19 protein-coding genes are annotated in these 21,091 nt (G+C 69.7%); 11 read left to right on the forward strand and 8 right to left on the reverse strand.

The window, feature by feature from the left end; genetic code table 11:
• Positions 1–39 precede the first annotated feature (39 nt).
• From QSK05_RS32920 to QSK05_RS32935, 4 genes are read left to right on the forward strand one after another with little or no spacing between them, the layout of a single operon-like run.
• Positions 40–2,124, forward strand: coding sequence for an MMPL family transporter (locus QSK05_RS32920; RefSeq protein WP_285601312.1), 2,085 nt, complete (start codon positions 40–42; stop codon positions 2,122–2,124).
• A 5-nt stretch (positions 2,125–2,129) separates the two neighbouring features.
• Positions 2,130–3,314: a sensor histidine kinase gene (locus tag QSK05_RS32925; RefSeq protein ID WP_285601313.1), complete on the forward strand. Its 1,185-nt coding sequence runs from the start codon at positions 2,130–2,132 to the stop codon at positions 3,312–3,314.
• Positions 3,315–3,325: 11 nt separating this feature from the next.
• Positions 3,326–3,994: a response regulator gene (locus QSK05_RS32930; RefSeq protein ID WP_352303476.1), complete on the forward strand. Its 669-nt coding sequence runs from the start codon at positions 3,326–3,328 to the stop codon at positions 3,992–3,994.
• 52 nt (positions 3,995–4,046) lie between these two features.
• On the forward strand, positions 4,047–5,099 hold the full coding sequence (locus QSK05_RS32935; protein ID WP_285601315.1) for a hypothetical protein: 1,053 nt from the start codon (positions 4,047–4,049) through the stop codon (positions 5,097–5,099).
• A 3-nt stretch (positions 5,100–5,102) separates the two neighbouring features.
• On the opposite strand, the gene QSK05_RS32940 is transcribed toward QSK05_RS32935, so the two are convergent.
• The gene (locus tag QSK05_RS32940; protein ID WP_285601316.1) at positions 5,103–5,696 is read right to left on the reverse strand and encodes a hypothetical protein; all 594 of its coding nucleotides are present in this window, start codon (positions 5,694–5,696) and stop codon (positions 5,103–5,105) included.
• 163 nt (positions 5,697–5,859) lie between these two features.
• Here QSK05_RS32940 and QSK05_RS32945 point away from each other — a divergent pair, with 163 nt between their 5' ends.
• The 3 genes from QSK05_RS32945 to QSK05_RS32950 all read left to right on the forward strand — a co-directional run bounded on the left by QSK05_RS32945 (position 5,860) and on the right by QSK05_RS32950 (position 7,549).
• Positions 5,860–6,480, forward strand: a complete 621-nt coding sequence (locus tag QSK05_RS32945) for a DUF6518 family protein (RefSeq protein ID WP_285601317.1) — start codon at positions 5,860–5,862, stop codon at positions 6,478–6,480.
• A 189-nt stretch (positions 6,481–6,669) separates the two neighbouring features.
• Positions 6,670–6,891 (forward strand): antitoxin VbhA family protein, encoded by a 222-nt coding sequence (locus QSK05_RS36560; protein WP_352303463.1) that lies wholly within the window; start codon positions 6,670–6,672, stop codon positions 6,889–6,891.
• A 193-nt stretch (positions 6,892–7,084) separates the two neighbouring features.
• Positions 7,085–7,549: a Fic family protein gene (locus QSK05_RS32950; RefSeq protein ID WP_285601334.1), complete on the forward strand. Its 465-nt coding sequence runs from the start codon at positions 7,085–7,087 to the stop codon at positions 7,547–7,549.
• Between the two features lie 55 nt (positions 7,550–7,604).
• On the opposite strand, the gene QSK05_RS32955 is transcribed toward QSK05_RS32950, so the two are convergent.
• From QSK05_RS32955 to QSK05_RS32965, 3 genes are all read right to left on the reverse strand, one after another.
• Positions 7,605–10,514, reverse strand: coding sequence for a vitamin B12-dependent ribonucleotide reductase (locus QSK05_RS32955; protein ID WP_285601318.1), 2,910 nt, complete (start codon positions 10,512–10,514; stop codon positions 7,605–7,607).
• 148 nt (positions 10,515–10,662) lie between these two features.
• Positions 10,663–11,157, reverse strand: a complete 495-nt coding sequence (gene nrdR, locus QSK05_RS32960; RefSeq protein ID WP_285601319.1) for a transcriptional regulator NrdR — start codon at positions 11,155–11,157, stop codon at positions 10,663–10,665.
• Between the two features lie 453 nt (positions 11,158–11,610).
• A complete protein-coding gene (locus tag QSK05_RS32965; protein WP_285601320.1) occupies positions 11,611–12,132 on the reverse strand; it encodes a LysM peptidoglycan-binding domain-containing protein in 522 nt (173 codons plus the stop codon).
• Positions 12,133–12,323: 191 nt separating this feature from the next.
• Between QSK05_RS32965 and lexA the strand changes: the two genes are divergently transcribed.
• Both lexA and QSK05_RS32975 read left to right on the forward strand, forming a co-directional pair.
• The gene (gene lexA / locus QSK05_RS32970) at positions 12,324–13,076 is read left to right on the forward strand and encodes a transcriptional repressor LexA (RefSeq protein ID WP_285601321.1); all 753 of its coding nucleotides are present in this window, start codon (positions 12,324–12,326) and stop codon (positions 13,074–13,076) included.
• A gap of 372 nt (positions 13,077–13,448) precedes the next feature.
• Complete coding sequence (locus QSK05_RS32975) at positions 13,449–13,709, forward strand: hypothetical protein (protein WP_285601322.1); 261 nt, start codon at positions 13,449–13,451, stop codon at positions 13,707–13,709.
• Between the two features lie 15 nt (positions 13,710–13,724).
• On the opposite strand, the gene QSK05_RS32980 is transcribed toward QSK05_RS32975, so the two are convergent.
• On the reverse strand, positions 13,725–15,938 hold the full coding sequence (locus QSK05_RS32980) for an ATP-dependent DNA helicase (RefSeq protein WP_285601323.1): 2,214 nt from the start codon (positions 15,936–15,938) through the stop codon (positions 13,725–13,727).
• A gap of 132 nt (positions 15,939–16,070) precedes the next feature.
• Here QSK05_RS32980 and QSK05_RS32985 point away from each other — a divergent pair, with 132 nt between their 5' ends.
• Entirely contained in the window at positions 16,071–16,589 is a 519-nt protein-coding gene (locus tag QSK05_RS32985) for an ATP-binding protein (RefSeq protein WP_285601324.1), read from the forward strand.
• 3 nt (positions 16,590–16,592) lie between these two features.
• Here the strand turns inward: QSK05_RS32985 and hflX are convergent, their stop codons facing one another.
• The gene (hflX, locus tag QSK05_RS32990) at positions 16,593–18,077 is read right to left on the reverse strand and encodes a GTPase HflX (RefSeq protein WP_502879857.1); all 1,485 of its coding nucleotides are present in this window, start codon (positions 18,075–18,077) and stop codon (positions 16,593–16,595) included.
• Positions 18,078–18,217: 140 nt separating this feature from the next.
• Here hflX and QSK05_RS32995 point away from each other — a divergent pair, with 140 nt between their 5' ends.
• Positions 18,218–18,859 carry a class I SAM-dependent methyltransferase gene (locus QSK05_RS32995; RefSeq protein ID WP_285601326.1) on the forward strand — a complete coding sequence of 214 codons (642 nt, stop codon included), beginning with the start codon at positions 18,218–18,220 and terminating at the stop codon, positions 18,857–18,859.
• Between the two features lie 283 nt (positions 18,860–19,142).
• Here the strand turns inward: QSK05_RS32995 and dapF are convergent, their stop codons facing one another.
• Positions 19,143–20,015 carry a diaminopimelate epimerase gene (dapF, locus tag QSK05_RS33000; RefSeq protein WP_285601327.1) on the reverse strand — a complete coding sequence of 291 codons (873 nt, stop codon included), beginning with the start codon at positions 20,013–20,015 and terminating at the stop codon, positions 19,143–19,145.
• Complete coding sequence (gene miaA, locus QSK05_RS33005; protein ID WP_502879858.1) at positions 20,012–20,971, reverse strand: tRNA (adenosine(37)-N6)-dimethylallyltransferase MiaA; 960 nt, start codon at positions 20,969–20,971, stop codon at positions 20,012–20,014. Before miaA ends, dapF begins: the two co-directional genes overlap by 4 nt.
• Positions 20,972–21,091: the final 120 nt, after the last annotated feature.

The raw sequence follows: 21,091 nt of genomic DNA on the forward strand, positions 1-21,091 counted from the left end.
CGGACGCGGGGGCCGGCCCCTCCCCGCGAAGCTCGGGGCATGGACGAGAAGAGTTCACCCATCAGCCGCTTCGTGCGGATCCTGCATGCCGCACCCCGCCGCTCCCTCCTGGCCGTGCTGCTGTTCGTCGCCCTGGCCGGTGTCTTCGGGGGTCCGGTGGCCGGGGCCCTGGACACCGAGGGCGGGTTCGCTCCCCCGGACGCCGAGTCCTCCCGGGCGCTGGAGCGGATCGAGGCCGCGACCGGCCTGCAGCCCAGCGCCGGGGTGCTCGTGCTGGTCGAGAGCCCGGCCACGGTGGCCGACACGGTCGCCACCCTGTCGGCCGTGGAGGGTGTGGCCGCCGCCGACCCCGCCGGTCCCGCCACCGACGGCAGCTCCACACTGGTCACCGCCACGCTGCGGGCCGGTCTCGACGAGGAGAAGATCGCCCAGGACGTGATCGAGGCGTTCGACGGGCGCGCGGGCGTGACCTTGGGCGGTGAGGCCGTACTGGGCCTGCAACTGGGCGAGCAGACCGAGAAGGACCTGAGCCGGGCCGAGCTGTTCGCCTTCCCGGTGCTGGTGCTGCTGTCGATCCTCTTCTTCGGCGGGAGAGGAGCCGTTCTGCCGCTCATCGTCGGCATCACGACCGTTCTCGGCACGTTCCTCGCGCTGCTGGGGGTCAACCAGCTCTACGGCCTGAGCATCTTCGCCCTCAACCTCGTCATCGGCCTGGGACTGGGCCTGGCCGTGGACTATTCACTGTTCCTGCTGAGCCGCTACCGCGAGGAACTGACCCGCCAGGGAGCCGGGCCCTCAGCCGTGCTGACCACGATGCGCACCGCCGGCCGCACGGTCGTCTACTCGGCCGCCACCGTCGCCGTGGCCCTGGCCACACTCGCGGTGTTCCCGATGGGCTTCCTGCGGTCGATGGGCATCGCCGGGGCCACGGTCGCCGTGGTCGCCGCCCTCGCCTCGCTGATCGTCTCCCCCGCGCTGTTCGGTCTGTGGGGAACGAAACTGGCACGCCGGCAGCGCACCTCGGGCGAGGGTCGCTGGTACCGGTTCTCCCACGCGGTGATGCGCAGGCCCGGAGCCATCGCCGTCGCGACCGCCGCCGTGATGCTGCTCCTGGCGGCCCCGGCCCTGCGGGCGAACTGGACCCCGGTCGACGAAACGGTGATCCCGCAGACCCTCAGCTCCCGGGTGGTGGCCGACACCCTGACCGAGCACTACGGCACCGACACCGGCACCCCTGTGAGCATCGCCGTCCGCAGTGACGACGCCTCCCAGGTCGAGGACTTCGCCGGTGCCGCGTCCGCCCTGCCCGGCGTGGCCTCCGGCACGGAACCGGCCGGGCCCGCCGATCTGGGCGGGGGCACCTGGCAGCTCGACCTGCTCGTCGACGGCGACGCGACCGGTGACCAGGCCCGCACCGTCGTGAACGACGTCCGTGATCTGGCCGCCGACACCGGTGTCGACGCCCTGGTGACCGGACCCGCCGCGTCCTTCATCGACCAGCAGGACGCCCTCGCCGGCACCCTGCCCCTCGCCGTGACCCTGCTGGTGGTGCTCACGATGCTGGTGCTGTGGCTGATGACCGGCTCGGTCGTGCTGCCGGTCAAGGCCGTACTGATGAACGTGCTGACCGTCGGCGTCTCGCTGGGCTCGATCGTCTTCGTCTACCAGGACGGCCGCCTGACGGGTCTGCTCGGCTACACGCCCAACGGCGGTGTGGAACCGACCGACTTCCTGGTCGCCGCGGCCCTGGTCTTCGCGCTCTCCACCGACTACGGCGTGTTCCTGCTCGGCCGGATCAAGGAGGCCAGGGAGGAGGGTCTGAGTGAGCGTGAGGCGGTGGCCTCGGGTCTGGGCCGCACCGGCAGCATCGTCACCGCGGCCGCGATCCTGCTGGCGGTGGCCATCGGGGCCTTCAGCACCAGCGAGATCTCGTTCATGCAGCAGATCGGCATCTCCACAGCCGTCGGGGTACTGGTGGACGCGTTCGTCGTCCGTTCCCTGCTGGTCCCGGCCCTGATGGCCCTGATGGGCAAGTGGAACTGGTGGTCGCCGATGTGGCTGCGGCGTGTGCACGACCGGGTGGGCCTGTCCGAGGGACGACCCGAACTGGTTCTGGCGAACTGATTTTCATGAGCTCTTACCTGACCGGATCACTCGCGGCTAATCTGTCGGGAGTGATCCGGTTCTGGGGTGTCGCGCTGACGGTGCTCTGCGCGGGCGGGATGTTCGCCGAGGTGGCTTTTCGGAGCCTGCCCCTGAGCATCCTGCAGGCCACCACGATCGTCCTGGCCGCGCTGCCGGTCCTGCTGCGACGGCAGCTGCCCGCGGTGTCACTGACCCTGGCCATCATCACCCTCTTCGGGCTCGCCCAGGCCGATGTCGATATCTACACCACGCTCCCCGCCCCGGCCGTGCTCTGCGCCTACGCGGTCGCCGACCGCCACGGCCGCCGGGCCGCACTGGCCGCGGGCGTGGCGCTCCTGCCCCTGACCCTGGCCATCCTGCAGATCTATAGCCCTCATGCGCTGTTCAGCGTGCCCACGGCTCAGAACCTCGCCTGGGCGGTGCTGCCGCTGGCCCTGGGTGTGGCCGCCCACGAGCGCCGGGCCGCCATGACCGCCCTGGTCGAGCGCGCCCAGACCGCCGAGCGCACCCAGGAGGAGACGGCGCGGCGGCGGGCGGGTGAGGAACGGCTGCGCATCGCCCGCGACGTGCACGACGTGGTCGCCCACGCCCTCGTCACCATCAACGTCCAGGCCGGGGTCGGGGCCTACCTGGTGCACAACGACCCGGACGAGGCGCACGCCACGCTGCGCACCATCAAGCAGGTCAGTGGCGACGCACTGGGCGACCTGCGCTCCACGCTCGGCCTGCTGCAGGCGGGTGAGCCGGTGGCCTCCCAGCCCGGGCCTCCGGTGCAGGCCGTCGCGGCCCTGGACGATCTCGCCGAGAACCTGCGCACCGCCGGTCTCGACGTCACCGTCGAGCTGGACCCCGGGCCGGTGCCCACCCCGATCGGCACCACGGCCTACCGGATCGTTCAGGAGGCCCTGACCAACACCCTGCGGCACGCCGGCCCGACCAGCGCCCGGGTGAGCGTGCGACCGGTGAACGACCGGCTGGTCGTCGAGGTGGTGGACGAGGGTGGGGCCTGCCCGGGGCCGCTGAGTACCAGCGGTTCGGGCAGCGGCCTGCGGGGCATGCGGGAACGGGCGGCCGCCGTCGGGGGGACCCTCGAGGCCGGGCCCCGGCCCACCGGTGGGTGGCGGGTCAGCGCGGCCCTGCCCCTCCCCGACAGGAAAGAGGCACTGTGACGATCAAGGTGATGCTCGTCGACGACCAGCCGTTGCTGCGCGCGGGTTTCCGGGCCCTGATGAAGGCCGTACCCGACCTCGAGGTGGTCGGTGAGGCCGGCGACGGCGACCAGGCCGTGCAGCTGGCCGGGCAGACCCGGCCGGACGTGGTGCTGATGGACGTGCAGATGCCACGCTCCGACGGGCTGCAGGCCACCGCCCGGATCACCGCGGACCCCGCCCTGACCGGTACCCGCGTCATCGTGCTGACCACGTTCGAGCTGGACGAGTACGTGTTCGGGGCCCTCAAGGCCGGCGCCTCGGGGTTCCTGCTCAAGGACATCGAACCCGAGGCGCTCATCGACGCGGTCCGCCTCGTGCACGAGGGGCAGGCGCTGCTGGCACCCCAGGTGACCGGGCGGCTGATCCAGGCCTACGTCGGCGCGCAGACCGCTCCCTCACCGGTCGTCCCGGCCGGCCCGAAAGTGGTGGAGGGCCTTGACAGCCTGACCCAGCGCGAGCGCGACATCCTGGGTCTGGTCGCGGCGGGGATGTCGAACAAGGAGATCGCGCAGGAACTGGTGCTCTCTCCGCTGACCGTGAAGACGCACGTGTCCCGGGTACTCGGCAAGCTCGGGGCCCGCGACCGGGCGCAGCTGGTGGTCATCGCCTATGAGGGCGGACTGGTCGGCCGCGGGTGACATACGCGAAATTCTCTGGCCGAAAGCGGATGCGTCACCCAGGATGGGCCTCGTGGTGAAGGTTCTCTCCAGCAGTACCCTCGTGCTCGACGTGATCCGTAGCGTCGCGAGTGGCGACGCCGGCGAGATGGCGGCCACCGGTCGCGTGCTCGACCGGATGGACAGCCGGGCCTGGCTGGCGCTGAGCCGTTACTGCAGTTACCTCGACCACACCGACCACAAGCTCTGGATCCCCGTCGCGGCGGCCCGCGACCGTCTGCGGCGGCCGGATGTCCCGGTCGTGGCCGCCGCGGTGCTCAGCCGGCACCCCGACGGGTACGTCCGGCAGCAAGCCACCCAGGTGCTCGCGGCGATGCCGGGCACCTCCACCGTCACCACCGCCCTGGCCCTCGGCCTGCTCGACCCGGTACCCCAGGTGCGCACGGCCGCCGCCGACGCCCTGCTGCCCCGGTTCGACGTGAAGCAACACCTTTCGGCTCTGCGATGTCTGGTCGAGGCCCGGCGCCGCCGCTGGGCCCAGTCGGGCACTGCTCTGAACGCCGTGCTGGACCTCCTCTTCCAGCAGATGCCGGTGCCGGCGTTCGTCGGGACGTTCGACCGGATCGGCAGTCCCGGCGAACGGCGCTGGGCCCATTCCCTGGCCCGCTCGCTCGGGGAGCTGCCGCCCCCGCAGATGGTGACGATCGCCCTGTCCGAGCACGACGCCTGGTTGCGCCGGGCCTGTGCGGGATGGCTGGCCGAAGACCGGATCGCCGTTGCCGCCGGGCTTCTCGCCGCTCCGGACCCCGACGTGCGATGGATCGCGCTGCGCGATGCCGACGATCTCGACTCCTCCGACCTGGAGCCCCTGCTGGCCGATCCGGCCCCGGCCACCCGGGCGCTCGCCTGCCTGCACGCCCAGCGTCTCGGCCTGGATCTCGGCGAGTGGTACCGCACCAGCCTGTGGGCCGGTGACTCCCAGGTACGGGCCGCCTGCCTGGAGGGCCTGGGCCGGTTCGGTGACACCCGTGACGTGCCGGAACTGCGCAACCACCTGGCCCACGGCACCCGGAAGGTCCGCCTCGCCGCCGAGCGCTCGATGGCGAAGATCCTGCTGCGGTTCTGAACCTCACCCCCGGCGACGCCGGGAACGGGGGGCGTGGGCCGCAGGACGCTCCGGGTAGGTCCGGGCCCGGGCGGTCGAGGGGACGAGGTCGTCGAAGCCGCCGTGCCAGTCCCACCATTTCGGCCGGTGCCGGCGCAGCTCGCCGTGGGCCCGGGAGAGCAGCAGGTAGTGGTGGTTGTGCAGATAGTAGAAGTTCTCCGGGCCCGAGTGCGCGAAGCGGGTGACGGCCTCCAGCGCCTGACGGGCGGGTCGGAGGGCGTCGTCGTCCCGCAGCTCGAAAACGACGCTGGCGCAGGGCTTGAGATATCGCGTCACCTCTTCCCCGTCGTCGCCCTTGGCGTGCATCCGGACACTGCGGCCCAGACGTTCCGGATCGCGGTGAGGGCTGGCCTCCACCCTCACCGACATACCCTGCGCGTCCCACCGGTCATAGGTCACGTGCGGCAGTGTCACCGGTTCGCAGCACATACAGACGACGTCGCGCTCCGCGATGTCTCCCGGGTCCACCGCCGTGGGGGCGATACCCGGAAACAGTCGCTGCCCCAGGTGTTCGGGCTCGAGATCGGCGATCACGTAGAGGAGGTAGTCGAGCGCCACGGCCCCAGCATAGGCACGGAGGTCAGCCCGCCGCCCGGGCCGGGAGCTCCCACGTCGCCTCTCCCCAGCCGGATCGCTGGTCGCGGAAGAACTGCCCGGAAGGCCAGCGCTCTGATACTTGAGGACGATGTCCGCCCCGCCGCGGGCGGCCACCCTTGCGAGGGTGTCCCGGACAACCAGCCACCCCACCAGTGACCCCTTACACGCCTGGCTGATGGTCTGCGTCCTCAGTTTCGTGATCGGCGCCCTGACCGCCTGGGCCCAGACCGTGCTGCCGTATTCGCTGTATTCCCTGGCCAATTCGGCGAACGCCTGGGTACTGGTGATCGTCGTGCTGATCCTCCGGGTCCGGGCCCGCCCGGTGCCGGCGACCCTGCTGGGATCGGCGAGCTCGGTGCTGCTCATGTTCGGCTTCACCGCTGGCCTGGCGCTGTCCGGCGAGGCCTACGACCCCCTGCTGTGGACGCTGTCCAGCGCTGTCGCCGGGCTTTTCATCGGTCTGTCGGCCGCCTGGCTGCACGGCGACGGAGTGCGCCCGGCCCTGGCCACCGCGGCGCTGGCCGGCGTGACGATCGGCGAGGCCCTGTTCGGCCTCATCTACGTACCGGAGACCACCAGCCCGGTCTACTGGACCCTGAGCGGTCTGGCCGGGGTCGCCTTCCTGGCCGTCATGCTCGCCCGGAGCATCCGTGGTCCGCTCCCGATCGCCCTGACCCTGGCCGGCACGGTGGCGGTGATCGTGGTGTTCATCCCGGTCTACGGAACGGTGGGAACCTACGCGTGACGAATACCGGAAGGCGTCATTTTGATAGCCTTGATCACGATGCGTTCACCATGGATCGCTCTGGGTACGTTCCCGTTCGTTCGAGGAAACCGTGACTCTGATGCGTCCGGACCGGCCTTATGCATCGTTGTCATCGAGGTCGAACCGGTACGGTGGCGGTTGCACGGGGCTCTGTGGAGGAGACGAACGATGGCGACACCGACTGTCAGAACTGGTTCGGGCACACGGGTCACCACCCGCGCCGAGCGCCAGCGACGCGTGTCCGCCCTCATCCACAGCGGCGTGATGGAGGGAGGCCACCTAGGCTCCTCGGATCGCGCCGACGGGCAGGAATACGTCGAAGGCCGGATCACCTCGTGGGAACTTCGCGAACGGATCCAAGCTCGACATGGTGCCAATAGGCCGACCTGATTCTTCCGGCAGCACTGCCCGCTCATCAGATGCCGACATCTCAGAGCATCAGCATGACCCTTACCTTGATCCGGCGTGCGGAATCCTCCGGAACAAGCTCGGCGTCAAGACGCAGGAAGAACTCACGACCAGTGAGAACGCTCTGGTCTGAACTAGCGGCGATCCACGGTTTCGTCTTCCAGGACGTCTACGACTGAGCCGGCCACCTCCGGGTCATCGACATGCGCAAACACGTCGATGGAGCCGAACCGTTCGTCGGCGTGAATCACCTTGCTCGCGCAGTGCATTCGCATTCGGCGAGTTGCACGCGGAGGAATTCTTGCAAGGCCTCGACCGCCCGACCTTCATCCTGCGCCTGGCCCACCACTATGACCAGGTGAACTTCCTGCACCCGTTCCGGGAGGGAAACGGCCGCACCCAGCGGCTGTTCTGGGACCGGATCGCCGGGGACGCCGGCTGGTACCTGAACTGGGAGGCCGTCCGGGGAGAGACCAACGACCACGCCTGCCGGGCTGCCTCCGAGGGACGGGACTTCGGCCCTATGTATCGGATGCTCGACCAGATCACGCTCGCCGCAACGGAAGTGGAGGCTGCAGACGCCGAGGGGCCCTCGTCCGAGCACTGGCGGCGAGTACCACCCGCTCAGGGCCGACGTTAAGACGGGCCCGGTGCACTATTTCGCGCACCGGGCCGTCTTGTCATCTGCGTGATGTTCAGCTGCAGCCGGAGGTGCTCCCGCAGCCCTCGCAGACGAAGCAGGAACCGGCCGGGCGCATCTTGGTGCCGCAGGTGAAGCACATCGGGGCGTCGGCGGTGCGGCCCTGCATGGCCTCGAACAGCTCGGCCGAGGAGTGCACGGCCTTCGGGGCGGACTTGGCCGCGGCCGCACCGTTCACGTTGACGACCGGCAGCTGGCTGGTGGCCTTGCCCGTGGTCAGGGGCTGGGGGATCTCCTGCGACTGGGCGGACTGGGCGAGACTCTCGAGCTCTTCCTCGACGTCTTCGCCATCATCGTCCAGCGGCAGGTACGAGCCGGTGGCCAGCTCGCGGGCCCGCTCGTCGGCCGAGTAGATGCCCAGTGCCGAGCGCTCCTCGAAGGACAGGTGGTCGAGGGCGAGGCGGCGGAAGACGTAGTCCATGATGCTCGCGCTCATGCGCACGTCCGGGTCGTCGGTCAGGCCGGCCGGCTCGAAGCGCAGGTTCGTGAACTTCTCCACGTACGTCTGCAACGGAACCCCGTGCTGCAGGGCGATACTCACGGCGACGGAGAAGGAGTCCATCATGCCGGCCAGGGTCGAGCCCTGCTTGCCGAGCTTGATGAAGACCTCGCCGAGACCGTCGTCCGGGTAGGAACCGGCCGTCATGTAGCCCTTGGCGCCGCCCACGGTGAAGCGGGTGGTGATCGACGGGCGGGACTTCGGCAGACGGCGGCGGGTCGGACGGTACTCGACGACCTTCTCCACGACCTTCTCGACCGGGGCGTCCGCCTTCTTGGCCTTGGCGTCGGAGAGCGGCTGGCCGACCTTGCAGTTGTCGCGGTAGACGGCCAGCGCCTTCAGGCCCAGCTTCCAGCCCTGGAAGTAGACGTCGGCGATGTTCTCGACCGTCGCGTTCTCCGGCAGGTTGACCGTCTTGGAGATGGCACCGGACAGGAACGGCTGGGTCGCGGCCATCATCCGCACGTGGCCCATCGGGCGGATGGCACGCTCGCCCATCGCGCAGTCGAAGACCTCGTAGTGCTCCGTCTTCAGGCCGGGAGCGTCGATGACGTGCCCCTTCTCGCCGATGTACTCGACGATGGCCTCAACCGTCTCCTCGGCGTAACCGAGCTTGCGCAGGGCCCGCGGAATCGTCTGGTTGACGATCTGCATCGAGCCGCCGCCGACCAGCTTCTTGAACTTGACCAGCGAGAAGTCCGGCTCGATACCGGTGGTGTCGCAGTCCATCATGAAGCCGATGGTGCCCGTGGGCGCGAGCAGCGAGGCCTGGGCGTTGCGCCAGCCGTTGACCTCACCGATCGCCAGCGACGCCTCCCACTCCTGGGTGGCCGCGCGCTGCACCGCGGCGTCCATCGGGTGCACCGTGCGGATGGTGTCGTTCGCGGCGGCGTGCTTGCGCATGACGCGACGGTGGGCCTCGGCGTTGCGCTGGTAGCCGTCGTAAGCCCCCACCACACCGGCAAGTTCCGCCGAACGACGGTACGCCGCACCGGTCATCAGCGAGGTGATGGACGCGGCGAGCGCCCGGCCACCCTCGGAGTCGTAGCCCAGCCCCGACTCCATCAGCAGCGCACCGAGATTCGCGTAGCCGATACCGAGCTGGCGGTAGGCGCGCGTGGTCTCGGTGATCGCCTCGGTCGGGAAGTCGGCGAAGCAGATCGAGATGTCCATCGCGGTGATCACGATCTCGACGGCCTTGGTGAACTTCTCGACGTCGAAACCGCCGTCGGCCTGGACGAACTTGAGCAGGTTCAGCGAGGCCAGGTTGCAGCTGGAGTTGTCCAGGTGCATGTACTCCGAACACGGGTTACTGGCGCTGATCCGACCGGACTCCGGCGTGGTGTGCCAGTCGTTGATCACCCCGTCGTACTGGATGCCGGGGTCGGCGCACTCCCAGGCAGCCTGGGCCAGCTTGCCGAAGAGTTCCTTGGCGTCGACGTGCTCGATGACCTCGCCGCTGGTGCGACTGGTCAGGCCGAACTGCTCACCGAACTCGACAGCGCGCATGAACTCGTCGCTGACGCGGACCGAGTTGTTGGCGTTCTGGTACTGGACGCTGGTGATGTCCCGGCCGCCGAGGTCCATGTCGAATCCGGCGTCGCGGAGGGCGCGAATCTTGTTCTCCTCGCGCGCCTTGGTCTCGATGAACTCCTCGATGTCGGGGTGGTCGACATCGAGCACGACCATCTTCGCCGCGCGTCGGGTGGCACCACCGGACTTGATGGTGCCGGCCGAGGCGTCGGCACCGCGCATGAACGACACCGGACCGGAGGCCGTGCCGCCGCTGTGCAGCAGTTCCTTGGACGAGCGGATCCGGGAGAGGTTCAGGCCGGCGCCGGAGCCGCCCTTGAAGATGAAACCCTCTTCCTTGTACCAGTTCAGGATCGAGTCCATCGAGTCGTCGACGGAGAGGATGAAGCACGCGCTGACCTGCTGCGGGGCACTGGTGCCGACGTTGAACCAGACCGGCGAGTTGAACGCGAAGACCTGGTTGAGCAGCATCCAGGTGAGCTCGTGCTCGAAGACGTCGGCGTCGGCCTCGGTCAGGAAGTAGCCGTTGTCGCGGCCGGCCTTGGTGTAGGTCAGCACCACCCGGTCGATGAGCTGCTTGAGGCTCGACTCGCGGGCGTCGGTACCGAAGGCGCCGCGGAAGTACTTGGTGGTGACGATGGTGGACGCGTTGAGGCTCCAGAAGTCGGGGAACTCGACCCCCTTCTGCTCGAAGATCGTCTCACCCGACCGCCAGTTGGTCTGGACGACGTCGCGCCGCTCCCAGGTCACCTGGTCGTAGGGGTGGACCCCCTCCGTGGTGTAGATCCGCCCGATGTTCAGGCCGGTGCGGCGCACCTGCGGTGCGGCGTCGCGGGTCTTCCGCGAGCCTCGGCCCGACGCGGTCTCCGTCATACGTCCGTTCCCCTTTGGTTGCTGCCGGCGGTGTCAGCGACCGCACGACGGCGTAGTTGTGCCAGTACTGGCTTGTTCTCACTGAATTGACGTGCGTTGTTGTGGACCGCCGCCGCCTTGCCTTCCCCAGCCGGGCGACGGCGGTGATTCAGGGAGTGCTCGGCGCGGACGGGGAGCCCGGCTCGACGCCGGTGGGCTCCCGCTCGGCCCGGAGCACCGTGATGGCCGACTCGAAGTCCTCGAGCGACTCGAAGGCCTGATAGACGCTGGCGAACCGCAGGTACGCGACCTCGTCGAGCTCGCGCAGCGGCACCAGGATGGTGAGACCCACCTCGTGGGCCTCGATCTCGGCGCAACCGGTCGCCCGGATGGCCTCCTCGACGCGCTGGGCCAGCCGGGCGAGGTCGTCCTCGCCCACCGGGCGGCCCTGACACGCTTTTCGCACGCCGGTCGCGATCTTCGCGCGGCTGAACGGTTCTGTGGCTCCCGACCGCTTGACCACGGTCAGGCTGGCCGTCTCCAGGGTGCTGAAGCGACGGCCGCACTCGGGGCACTGCCGGCGCCGACGGATGGCGGCACCGTCGTCCGTGCTCCGCGAGTCGACGACCCGGGAATCGGCGTTACGACAGAAGGGACAGTTCACGGCGCGACTCCTTCCGGGACACTCGCAGGGCAGGGTCGCGGACGGATCTGCGCACAACCCGGGATGAACGACTTCGCCCTGTGGGTAACCACTGACTGCCTGTTGAGTAGATGTTGACTAGATGTGGACGCTTCACAGCTCTGTAACTACTACATCTGGGGGCAACGCTAGGCCGGAGGCGGACTCGTTGCAAGCCGCCCACGTGGGAGCCCCGATGCGATATTGGCCGAGCTGCGCACCCGCCCGCGCCTTTACGAGCAGAACTACTCCAGTCGAGTGACTACCCGGCGCAACTATAAAGCTACGGAAAGTCGCGGTCTAACGGCGTCCGGATAGCGGATGATCACGGGTACGGCCATGGTGGACGACCACCCGAACGGGCGGGCGTCAGCTGCCCGTCAGTGGCTCGTCAATGACCCGTCAATGACCCGTCAATGGCCGGTCAATGGCCCGTCAGTGGGCAGGAAGGGCGATGCGGCGTCCGGCGCTCACGGCCGGGCCGGGAAGTGCGTTGAGCTCGATGATGTCGGCGACGGTCTCGCGCCGATCGACGTCCGGCGCGATCCGGCCGGCGATCCCCCAGAGCGTCTCGCCCGAGAGCACCGTGTGATAGCTGACCGGCACCGGCCGGGCCTGCGACCCGGCCTCGGCCGGACGGTCGAGGAGCAGCACCCCGGCAAGGACGGCAACCACGGCGAGCAGCAGGCCGCCACCCCGGAGAACGACCCGGCCGCGGCGCGTCAGCCGCAGCGGCGCTCCCGAGGGCACTCGGGGCATCGCCCTCTCCCCCTCGCGCACGATGCGCAGCCGGGGACGCCGGTCGGGAGCGGGGCGAGCACCGTGCGCCCGCAGCAGCGGATGCCGGCGGCGCGGTGCGACCGGGACACGGGACACGTGAGACACGCGGGAACGGCCGGATCGCACGCGCGGCGCGACCCGGGATCGGGTGGACGGCGGAGCAGACGTCAGGCTCATCCTCGACTCCTATCGGCGGGGCCTGTGACCAGCTGTTCGAACACAGGTTCGATCGAACAGGTGTTCCATGTCTACCACTGCGCGGCGGAAAATCCGCGACACGTTCGAACACTTGTTTGAAAGTGTCGCCGCGCTTTCCTAGGGTGATCGTGTCCGGCGAACCGCCGGGCACAGGGTCATGGAGGTGGCAGATGGCAGACGATCGGACCGCCGGCGCGGCGGTACCGGAGAAGGGGAGTGCGACGGTGCGCACACTCCCCGACGGCCCTCCCGACGGCGACGGCCTCACCGTGCGCCAGCGGCGGGTGCTGGAGACCATCCGGGAGACCGTCGACCGGCGCGGCTACCCGCCCACCATGCGCGAGATCGGTGAGGCGGTCGGCCTCACCAGCCCCAGCAGTGTGGCCCACCAGCTCACCAGCCTGGAGAAGAAGGGCTTCGTCCGCCGCGATCCGAACCGGCCGCGCGCGATCGAGGTGATCATGCCGGGCGAGCGCCCGACCATGGGGCGTACCGCCACCGCAGGCGGGGCGGCCTTCCAGGTGGAGGCGGCCGGAGACACGCACCCCGCGGCGTCGTACGTGCCTCTCGTCGGCCGGATCGCGGCCGGTGGGCCGATTCTGGCCGAGCAGGCCGTGGAAGACGTCTTCGCGCTGCCCCGGCAGCTGGTCGGAGACGGTGAGCTGTTCCTGCTCAAGGTCGTCGGTGACTCGATGATCGATGCCGCGATCTGCGACGGCGATCTGGTGGCGGTCCGCCGTCAGCCGGTGGCCGAGAACGGCGAGGTGGTGGCCGCGATGATCGACGGCGAGGCCACGGTCAAGACGTTCAAGCGCAAGGGCGACGACATCTGGCTGCTCCCGCACAACGAGGCGTACAAGCCGATCCCGGGTAACGACGCAACGATTCTGGGCCGCGTGGTCGCGGTCATGCGCCGGGTCTGACGCCGGGTCTGGAGTAACCGGGTCGGGAACACCAGCACCAACTGCCGCAGCACCACCCGCAAGGCGTCCGCACGGAAGCGGACGCGATCGCCGAGCCGGTTCCGCCCGATCAGCGGAGCCGGCTTCGCCATGTCTATGTCTATGTCCAGGGCCGTTGGGCCCGCGACCAGGTGTTGGATCTCACCGGGGCCGTTCAGGGGTTTGACCGGCCGGGGCCCGGTGAGTGTCCCGGCGTCGCGCTACTGTCCTGCGGGCGTCGAAAGTGTTTCGTTCCGGTTGCTCCGGGGAGAAACATCGGTGAACGCGCCACCGACAGATATGGCACCGAGCCGGCCCGAAGACGCGGGCCGGACGGACGGAAAGGATCGAGCTGTGTCCGATCTCGTGGTTGACCTCACGGTCGTGGAAATCGACTCGACCGTACGCGCTGTGCTCGCCCGTCAGCTCCAGGTCCCCGCCGACGCTCTGGCCGGAACCGGTCCGCTGACCCGGGTGCTCGACGAGACCGCCCACCCGGCGCTGCTGACCGCGATGGGTGAGGCGCTAGACGCCACCTTCCCGGACGACTTCCTCGAGGGCGTGCACACGGTCAACGACCTGACCAGCGCGGTCCGGGTCTCGCTGCGCGCCTGAGCCCGATCGGTCCGCTCAGTCCGATTCCGCGGCCTCGTCGATCCGCCGCAGCGCCTTGAGCACGACGTCCTTGTCGGTCGTGGTCCAGAACGGCGGCAATGACGCCCGCAGAAAGCTTCCGTACCGGGCCGTGGCCAGGCGGGGGTCGAGCACGGCCACCACGCCCTTGTCGTCGGACGAGCGGATCAGCCGCCCGACCCCCTGCGCCAGGCGCAGCGCGGCATGGGTGGCCGCAACCGACATGAACCCGTTGCCGCCGGCCTTGGCCACGGCGCGCTGCCGGGCCGAGGCCAGCGGGTCGTCGGGACGCGGGAACGGGATGCGGTCCACCACCACCAGCTGACACGAGGGCCCGGGCACGTCGACGCCCTGCCAGAGCGTCAGCGTGCCGAACAGGCAGGTGCGCGGATCTGCCGCGAACTCCTTGACCAGCGTGTTCATGCTGTCGTCGCCCTGGCACAGGATCGGCATGTCCAGGCGCTCGCGCAGCGCCTCGGCGGCGGCCTCGGCGGCCCGGCGGGACGAGAACAGCCCGAGGGTGCGCCCACCGGAGGCCTTGATGAGTTCCTCGAGCTCGTCCATGGCCTGCGGGGAGGCGCCGTCCCGGCCGGGCTGGGGCAGGTGTTTGGCCAGGTAGAGGATGCCCTGCTTGGGGTAGTCGAAAGGGCTGCCGACATCGAGGCCGGTCCACTCGGGCGCACCCTCGCCGCCGAGCCCCACCGCGCCGGCGGCGGAGTCGAAGTTACCGCCGATGGTCAGCGTGGCCGAGGTCAGTACCACCGTGCGGTCGCTGTACAACCGCTCCTGCAGCAGGCCGGCCACCGAGAGCGGGGCCACGTGCAGGCTGATCCGCTCGCCCCCGTCCGGGCGCCGCGTGCGGGAGACCCAGATCACGTCGTAGGCCTGGGCCTGCGCCGCGGCCTGGATGAACCGCTCGGCCACGTCGAAGATCTCGGTCACCGCGGCCCGCGCCACCTGGAGGGCGCCCTCGCCGTCGCCGCCCTTCTCGTCCTTGGCCAGCTGCTGGATCGACGAGCTGACGGCCCGGGCGCTGTCACGGATCTGCGAGATCGCGGCCAGGAGCCCGTCCGGCACACCGTTCTCCAGGCGCCCGGCAGGCATGTCTTCCAGCACCGCCTCGAGCGTCTCGCCGGCCACCTCGAGCATCGTCGTGTCACCGACCCCCACGCGGCGGGCCATCCGGGCGCCCGACTCCACCATCGCCGGGGTCATCTCGTCGGTCGTCACCGACGTGACCCGATCGGCGAACTCGTGCGCCTCGTCGAGCACCAGCACGTCGTGCTCGGGCAGCATCGCGCGGCCCTCGAACGAGTCGATCGCCACCAGTGCGTGGTTGGTCACGACGATGTCCACGTCCCGCGCGCGTTCCCGGGCCAGCTCGACGTGGCACTCCCCCGCCATCGGGCAGCGGGAGGCGCCCAGGCACTCGTGCGCGCTGACCGAGACCTGCCGCCAGGCCTTCTCGGAGACGCCGGGCACCAGCTCGTCACGGTCACCCGTGCGGGTCGTCTCGGCCCATTCGCGCAGGCGCACCACCTCACGCCCGAGCCGGCTCGCGGCGGCGCTGAAGGTGACACCGGTCTGGCCGGTACCGGGTGCCGGGTGGCTGACACCGCGGTCGGTCTGGTCGGCCACCGGCAGTTCGGCCGGGGCGTCGAACAGCGCGTCCTCGTCGGGGAAACCACCGGCCAGCTTGTGCACACAGACGTAGTTGCGGCGGCCCTTCACCAGCTGCCAGCTGGGGGAACGGCCGAGCTCCTCGGTCAGGGCGCCGGCCAGGCGAGGCAGGTCGCGCTCGACGACCTGGGCCTGCAGCGCCAGCGTCGCGGTCGAGATGATCACCGGGCGCTCGGAGTTCACGGCCTTCTTCACCGCGGGCACCAGGTAGCCCAGCGACTTACCGGTGCCGGTACCGGCCTGCACCAGCAGGTGCTTGCGGGCGTTGATCGCCTCGTCGACGGCCTCGGCCATCTGCACCTGGCCCTCGCGCGGCACGCCCCCGATCTCCGCCACCGCGGCGGAGAGCAGCTGGGTCACCTTGCGTCGGCGGCCGCCGGTCTTCTTCGGGGTGGCTTCGGCTTGGGGATGCCGGCCCGCTCGCACGGGTGTGTCGGCGACAGCGTCGCCGGCCGCCTCGTCCTCCATGTCGGGGTCGGTGCTCTCCCCCTCGATCCGCTCGTCGTGCCCGGGATCGATGGTGGAAGACATCGGACCAGCCTAATGGGCGGTCGGCCAAAGACCTGAATGTGCCGCTCTGGCCCTCGGGACACCGCCCTCGTACTGCACCGTGGGGACTGAGCCTGTGCGGAATCCGGGTACTGGATGTCGAGGAGCGAGCGCATGAGCACCACCCGGCGGTCCACGGCCTCCCGGAGATCCGGCCGCCAGGCCGTCCCGGCCTTGTCCGCCTGGCGCCGCGAGACCTGGGCCCTGACCGCCATGGCCACCTGGGTGCTGCAGGCGGGCGACGCGGCGCGGGTACCGGCCGTGCGGCACCAGGTGATCGCCGCCCTGCGCTGCCGGGCCGCCCTGGGTAGCGACCTGGACTCGGCGCAGATCGTCGTGGCGGAACTGCTGACCAACACGTTCGCCCACACTCCAGGACCGGCCTGGGTGACGCTGAGCTGGAACGGCTCGCATCCCCTGCTGAGTGTGGCCGACATCGGGCCGGGCTTCGGCCGCCGGCCGGAACTCCTCGACGGGATGCACCGGCTGGTGCCGAGGCTCCCCGACGACGACCTCTCCGAGCACGGGCGCGGGCTCTACCTGGTCGCGCAGCTGACGCACGACCTGGTGGTGACCCCGCGCCCGGCGGGCGGCTGCGTGGTATCGGCGACGCTCCGGCTACGTCACCGATAACGCCTAGGCGACAGGCGTTCCCACGCGGTACGAGGCGAGCAGGTGGGCCAGTCCGGCGTTCACCCGGGCGTTGATCCGGGTGCCCTGCTCGACATGCTCGGAGGTGAGCACCTCGCCCCGCTCGTGGATCTTGCTGACCAGGTCGCCCCGGTCATAGGGCACGAGGACGTCGATCTCGACGTCCGGGCGCGGCAGCTCTTCCTGGATCAGGTCGAGCAGCTTGTCGATGCCCTCACCGCTGCGCGCGGACACCGCGATGACCCGCGGCTCCCGCAGAACGATGCGGTTGATCACCTCGGGATCGGCGGCATCGATCTTGTTGATGACGACGATCTCCTTGGGCACATCGCCCTTGAGCTCGGCGAGCACCGCCCGGACGGCACTGATCTGGCCCTCCGGATCGGGGTGGCTCCCGTCGACCACGTGCAGGAGCAGATCGGAGTCGCTGACCTCCTCCAGCGTGGAGCGGAAGGCCTCGATCAGCTGGGTGGGAAGGCTGCGGACGAACCCGACCGTGTCGGCCAGCGTGAACTCGCGACCGTCCGGGGTCATCGCCCGGCGGATCGTCGGGTCCAGCGTGGCGAACAGCGCGTTCTCCACCAGTACCCCCGCACCGGTGAGCCGGTTGAGCAGGCTGGACTTGCCGGCGTTGGTGTACCCGGCAATGGCGACGGCGGGCACGGCGTTACGGCGACGGGAGTCGCGCATCGTCACCCGCGACGTCTTCATCGCCGTGATCTCCCGGCGCAGCTTCGCCATCTTGGTGCGGATGCGCCGCCGGTCCAGCTCGATCTTCGTCTCACCGGGACCACGCGAACCCATACCGTTACCGGCACCCACCTGGCCACCGGCCTGGCGGGACATCGACTCACCCCAACCGCGCAGACGCGGCAGCAGGTACTCGTACTGGGCCAGCTCGACCTGGGCCTTGCCCTCCTTGGACTTGGCGTGCTGGGCGAAGATGTCGAGGATGAGCGCGGTGCGGTCGATGACCTTGACCTTGACCTTGTCCTCCAGGCCACGTCGCTGCGAGGGCGAGAGCTCCCCGTCGCACACGACGGTGTCGGCCCCGGTCTCCTCGACGATGACGCGCAGCTCCTCGGCCTTGCCCTGCCCCAGGTAGGTGCCCGGGTCGGGAGAGGTGCGGCGCTGCATGACGCCGTCGAGGATCTGCGAGCCGGCCGTCTCGGCCAGCGCGGCGAGCTCGCGGATGGAGTTCTCCGCGTCGGTGGCGGTCCCGGTGGTCCAGACCGCGGCGAGCACGACCTTCTCCAGTCGCAGCTGCCGGTACTCGACCTCGGTGACATCCTCGAGTTCGGTCGACAGCCCGGAGACTCGCCGCAGGGCCTGGCGATCGGCCAGATCGGTCTGGTCCCCGTCATGCTCGCCCCAGCGGGTGGTTCCTTCGGAGAGCGCCGTCCCCTGACGGGACAGGATGCGCTCGACGGCCTCGCTGCGGTCGGCAATGCTGCGTTCCTTGTTACTCAGGGCATCCTCCGTAGTTCGGTATGGCTGGACCTACGGCATCCAGCCTTGCATGTCAACATCGCAGGTGGCTACTGGGATTCCCGACAGCCTTGCCGACGTGGCCGGAACTGTCGGTGGGTGGCTCTACAGTATTTCTCGCGATGACCAGCGAATCTTCTGAAGCGCCCGCCGAGGGCGCCCACTATTTCCGAACGCCGAAAGAGACCACCCACCGGCGGGACGTCGAGATCATGCTCGCCGGGCGTGAACTCACCGTCACCACGGCCGGTGGTGTGTTCAGCGGCGACCGTATCGATCTCGGCACGCGGGTGCTGCTACGTGAGGTCCCGCCTCCTCCGCCCGAGGGCGAGATCCTGGACCTCGGGTGCGGTTGGGGCCCGATCACGCTCAGCGCGGCCCTGCTCGCGCCGCGGGCCTGCGTGTGGGCCGTCGACGTGAACGAGCTGGCCCTGGAGCTGACGGTGCTCAACGCCCGCCGGGCCAAGGTGGCCAACGTGCGCACGGCCACGCCCGATCAGGTGCCCGACGACGTGCGGTTCGCGGCAATCTGGTCGAACCCGCCGATCCGGATCGGCAAGACCGAACTGCACGCGATGCTGTTGCACTGGCTCCCCCGCCTGCTGCCCGAGGCCTCCGCGCACCTGGTGGTGCAGCGCAACCTCGGCGCCGACTCCCTGCAGGGCTGGCTGCAGACGCAGCTCCCGTCCGGCTGGACGGTCGTGCGGGCCGGGAGCGCGAAGGGTTACCGGGTCCTGCGGGTCACCGCTCCTGCGTCGAATTAACGGACGAGTAGGTCACCTTCACGCCCTGGGCCCCCAAACCTCTTCGTGATCATGCAGAACTTCCGGGCGTCCCTAGGCCCCGGGGCCACCAACCTTGGTCGTGATCATGCAAACTGTCCCCGGCACCCCGAGAACCCTAGGCTCCCCACTTCATCCGTGATCATGCAAAGTGTCCCCGGCACCTGTAGAACCCTGGGACCCCCACCTCGTCCGTGATCATGCCAAGTGTCCCCGGAGTTCAAGAACCCAGGGGACACTTGGCATGATCACGAACGACTCTGAGTCAGACCAGTTCGCCCTCGGCCACGATGACGGCGGGGCCGGACAGCTTGGCCGAATCGCCCTCGCTGGCCGTGCCCTCAGTGTCGACGTAGAGAGTTCCTCCCAGCACATCGATGCGCCAGTGGTCAGGGGCCAGGTTGGCGCCCCAGGCCCGGGCGGCGAGCGCGGCCGCCACGGTTCCGGTTCCGCAGGAACGGGTTTCGCCGGAACCGCGTTCGTGCACGCGCATCTTCAGGTGGCCCAGCTCGGAACGCACGCTCTGGTCGTGCAGCGGCACCACGATCTCGACGTTCGTACCGTTCGGCGGCGCGGGCTCGACGATCGGTGCCACGGTCAGGTCGAGGGCTTCGAGCGTCTCGACGTCGGGCAGCGCGACCACCACGTGCGGGTTGCTCAGTGCGATGGAAAGCCCAGGCAGGGGCGGCATCCCGGGGAAAGTGACGGTCACGTCGCTGCCGGCCGTGACCGCGGCCGGGCCCCCGGCGACCCGCCACGCGCCGAGGTCGATGGTGAACAGGTCGCCCCGGCGCTTGACCGGCATCACCCCGCCGCGCGTCGTGATGAGCACTTCATCACCTTCGCCGAGCGTGATCCAGCCCCGGCGCAGCAGATGCGCCACGAACACCCGGCTGCCGTTGCCGCACATCTCGGCGGCGCTGCCGTCAGAGTTCCAGTAGTCCATGAACCACTCACCGGCCACGTCCTGCCCGGCCGCCGCGCTCCGGACAACCCGGATGACACCGTCCGCGCCGAGCCCGGCCCGGCGGTCACTGAGGTGCCGGATCAGCTCAGGGGTCAGGTCGAGCTTGCCGTCGGGGTCGTCGAGCAGCACGAAGTCGTTCTCGGTGCCATGGCCCTTCGCGAACGTCGTCACGGGGTAAGGCTACGCGGGCCGGTGACGGCCGCCAGCGCCCGCTCGCGCAGATCGGCCGCGTCGTACGGCAACCAGGTGACGCGGTCGTCGCGACGGAACCAGGACTCCTGCCGCCGGGCGAACTTACGCGTCGTGTTCACGGTGTCGACCTGGGCCTCCACCTCGTCCATCTCCCCGTCGAGCATCCGCAGCACCTGGGCGTAGCCGAGCGCCCGCGGGGCGGTCTTCCCGTCCAGTAGCCCCTCAGAGACCAGGCGCACTGTTTCCTCGACCAGCCCGTCACTCCACATCCGCACGACCCGGGCCGCGATCCGGTCGTCGAGTTCCTCCCGTGGTGCCATCAGGCCGATCTGTACGGCGGGCACGTCGTACTCGGGCCGTGGCAGCGTCGCGCTGAACGGGCGGCCGGTCAGCTCGATCACCTCCAGCGCACGCACGATGCGCCGGACGTTGCCCGGCAGGATCGCGATTGCCGCCGCTGGGTCCTGCTCGGCGAGACGGCGGTGCATCTCCGGGGCACCGGCGCTCTCGGCCTCCCGTTCCAGCCGCAGCCGGACCTTCGGGTCGGTCGGCGGGATCTCGAGCTGGTCGAGCACCGCGCGCACGTACAGCCCGGAGCCTCCGGCCAGGATCGGCACCTTGCCCCGCGCCAGGATGTCGTCCCGGGCGGCCCGGGCGTCCCGCTGGTAGGCCGCGAGACTGGCCTCCTGGGTGACATCGAGAACGTCGAGCAGGTGGTGCGGAACTCCTCGCCGCTCACCGGCCGGGAGCTTGGCCGTACCGATGTCCATGCCCCGGTACAACTGCATGGCGTCGGCGTTGATCACCTCACCGTTCAGCGCCTCGGCAAGATCCAGTGCCAAATCTGACTTTCCGGTGGCCGTGGCACCGACCACCGCGACGGTCAGCCGATTCCGGGCCGGGCCGTCCAGCTGCTGCCCGGTGCTCCCGTTCAGGCGGCCCTGGTTCAGGCGGCCGTAATTCAGGCCGGTCTGGTCCTGACTGCTCTGGTCCTGACTGCTCTGGTCCTGGCCGGTCTGGTCCTGGCCGGTCTGGTCCTGGCCGGTCTGGTCCTG

Origin of the sequence: Kineosporia sp. NBRC 101731 (assembly GCF_030269305.1) — a bacterium.
In the GTDB taxonomy this organism is placed as follows: Bacteria; Actinomycetota; Actinomycetes; order Actinomycetales; family Kineosporiaceae; genus Kineosporia.